The following is a 2,782-nucleotide window of genomic DNA, read 5'->3' on the forward strand; positions in this document are numbered from 1 at the left end:
CAGGCTTACGTTCAGCTCCAGCGTGAGGCGGAGCGCCTTCTGGGTGTTTCCGGGAAGGCCAGGTGCATGCGCCAGGTAGAGATGCGCTACCTTGGGCAGGCATTCGAGCTGATTATTGATCTCGATGATGGGCACCTATCCACCGAGGCGCGCAGCGAGCTGCGCGCCCGCTTCGACGCCGAGCATGAGCGACGGTTTGGTCACCGTTTCGATGAGCACAACGCAGTCGAGATCGTCGCGTTGCGTCTCAGGGCATCCGACCCGGACCATGTCGTGCCTGCTCGCCTACGGCACGCACTCAAGCCAAGCGAGACCACTTCAAGGCCGGTGTGGTTCGGAAAGAGGTACGGCTTCATTGAGACGGCTGTCGTGGGACGCGCGGAAGTCACGCGGGAGAGGCAGGCCGGGCCGGTTATCGTGGAAGAATATGAAGGGACGACGGTTGTGCCGCCAGACGCTTCCGTCTTCCGAGACGAATTTGACAACCTGGTCGTCGATCTGCAACGAGGAGTCGCGTGATGCGAAACCGCAAGACAGACCCGTTTTTGCTCGAGATATTCAAGAACGCGTTCGACACGATCGCCGATGAGATGACGCTTACGATCGTTCGTACCGCTTACTCCCAGATCGTTCGCGACTCATTGGATTTCTCGACGGCCCTCTGCGATGCGACCGGGCGTACAATCGCTCAAGGCGTGTGCACGCCCATGCATCTAGGCAGCTTCTATGATGCGCTACAGACGATGCTGTGGAAAATCGGCGACGACATCCATCCGGACGACGTGCTGATCATGAACGACCCGTACGCGGCAGCGGGCCAGCACCTTCCCGACATCTATATCGTCCGCCCTATTTTTTACGAGAATGTCCTGCGTGGCTGGGCGACGACACTGGCGCACCATTCGGACGTCGGCGGCATCGTGGCGGGCTCTAACGCTCTCGGCGCTCACGAAATATTTCAGGAGGGCCTGCGCATCCCTGTCCTCAAGCTTGTGGATCGAGGGCGCCGCAACGCCACTCTGTGGGATATGATAGCGATCAACGTGCGTACGCCCGATCTCGTCCTGGGCGATCTTCAGGCACAGATGGCCGCCGGAGCGACGGGTGCGCGGGCAATGGTGCGTCTCTTCGATCGCTATGGCGCCGATACGGTTCTGCAGGCGATAGAGGATCTGAACGACTACGCACGTGAGCTGGCAGAAGCTGAGATCGGCGATCTTCCCGACGGCGTCTATCACTTCACCGACCATATTGACGGGATCGGCGAGAATCCTGAGCCGATCCTTCTCAAGGTTCAGGTCGAGATTAAGGGCAGCCGGGTTGTGATAGACTGGGACGGGTCCTCGCCTCAGGTCGCCGGCGGCGTAAACGCCACTTTCCCCTTCACCAAGGCCTGTGCCTACGCAGCCCTACGATCCGTGATGAAGGCGGACGTTCCCAACTGCCACGGGTTCACCGAGATCATCGAGGTCAGGGCTCCGGAAGGCACCGTGGTCCGTCCCGTATCGCCAGCCCCCTGCGGCGCGCGCGGCATTACCGGCTACAGAATGATCGACTGCCTCTTCGGCGCGCTTTCGCAGGCTGCTCCCGACCGGGTAACGGCCGACGGATCCGGCGGCTCGACTTTGCCTACCATTGCGGGCCTGCATGGGGGCAACCAGTTCGTCTTCTGTGAAACGGTTATGGGAACCTGGGGAGCCAGCCTAGCGAATGACGGGCTGGACGGTGGCCCACATATCGGCGCCAACCAGTCGAACGTGCCGGTTGAGATGATCGAGCAGACCTATCCTATCCGCATCGAGCAATACGGCTTCGTCCCCGACACAGGGGGTCCGGGACGCCGTAGGGGTGGGCTCGCCATCCGGCGCGATTATCGGCTCCTTGCGAGCTCAGCGACCTTGAATATCCGTTCCGATAAGCGTGCCTATCCGCCGCATGGCCTCTTTGGGGGCTGCGAAGGCAAGCCGTCGATGAACCGTCTGATCTCGGGCGACAATGCCATCGTGCTGCCGGTGCTCCTTAAGGAGCCGGTACCAATGAAGAAAAACGACCTGTTCTGCCACGTGATGCCATCGGGGGGTGGGTACGGCCCAGCATCCGAACGGGAGCCGGAGCGCGTGCTGGAAGACTGTCGTCTCGGCAAGATCAGCATAGAAGGTGCGCGGCGCGACTACGCCGTAGTCCTCACGAAGAGTGAAGCGGGCATCGTCATCGATCTCGACGCCACGCAACAACTGCGGCAGGCAAGATCTCGTGCGGCGGAATAAGTCATTTCAAGCGGAGGACGAGAAATAAGGATTTGAACCCGGCTCGACCTAGCAGGATGTTGAAACAGGCGCTCGCCCTTGGGCTGCGGCCGTGATTCATTTTCCTTGAATGGATTCGGAGGATGAATCGTGCGATAGTCGGACTGGTGAACTGTTCAGATCCGATCTGGGCAAGGACCGGGGCCTCCCGGCGGAAGATTTCTTTCGCGTTCGAGTTCCGAAACCGCATTCGCGATCTCTAAAACCCACTCTGCCGAATCCGTCTTCGGAAAAACCAGTGCGTCAACGCCTGCCATCACGGCTGCAAGCCGGAATAGGCGAGCCGCGAATGATAGAGACGGTGATCGAGCGGCTGTCCGGCGATGGTGAGGCCGGTGCTGCTCATGATCGGTGAAATCCGACAGGCCGAGGCGGCCGGCTCGTGCGTTTGCCGGAAGATGACTTCCTGTTCCTCGCCATCGGACAGCGCGCCGGGAATCCGGCCGGTCGCAATCTTCGAGGAGACGCTGCGGCGT

1 protein-coding gene and 2 pseudogenes are annotated in these 2,782 nt (G+C 60.7%); 2 read left to right on the top strand and 1 reads right to left on the bottom strand.

From position 1 onward, the window contains the following. Both EOA36_RS32685 and EOA36_RS32690 read left to right on the top strand, forming a co-directional pair. A pseudogene (locus EOA36_RS32685) lies at positions 1-519 on the top strand (hypothetical protein); the annotation flags it as partial. Further along, the gene (locus EOA36_RS32690) at positions 519-2,267 is read left to right on the top strand and encodes a hydantoinase B/oxoprolinase family protein (RefSeq protein ID WP_126101850.1); all 1,749 of its coding nucleotides are present in this window, start codon (positions 519-521) and stop codon (positions 2,265-2,267) included. The pseudogene EOA36_RS32685 and the gene EOA36_RS32690, both read left to right, overlap by 1 nt. Before the next feature lie 272 nt (positions 2,268-2,539). On the opposite strand, the pseudogene EOA36_RS37500 reads toward EOA36_RS32690, so the two are convergent. Continuing rightward, positions 2,540-2,782 (bottom strand): annotated as a pseudogene (locus tag EOA36_RS37500) (IS21 family transposase); the annotation flags it as partial.

It is taken from the genome of Mesorhizobium sp. M8A.F.Ca.ET.021.01.1.1, assembly GCF_003998025.1.
Taxonomy (GTDB): domain Bacteria; phylum Pseudomonadota; class Alphaproteobacteria; order Rhizobiales; family Rhizobiaceae; genus Mesorhizobium.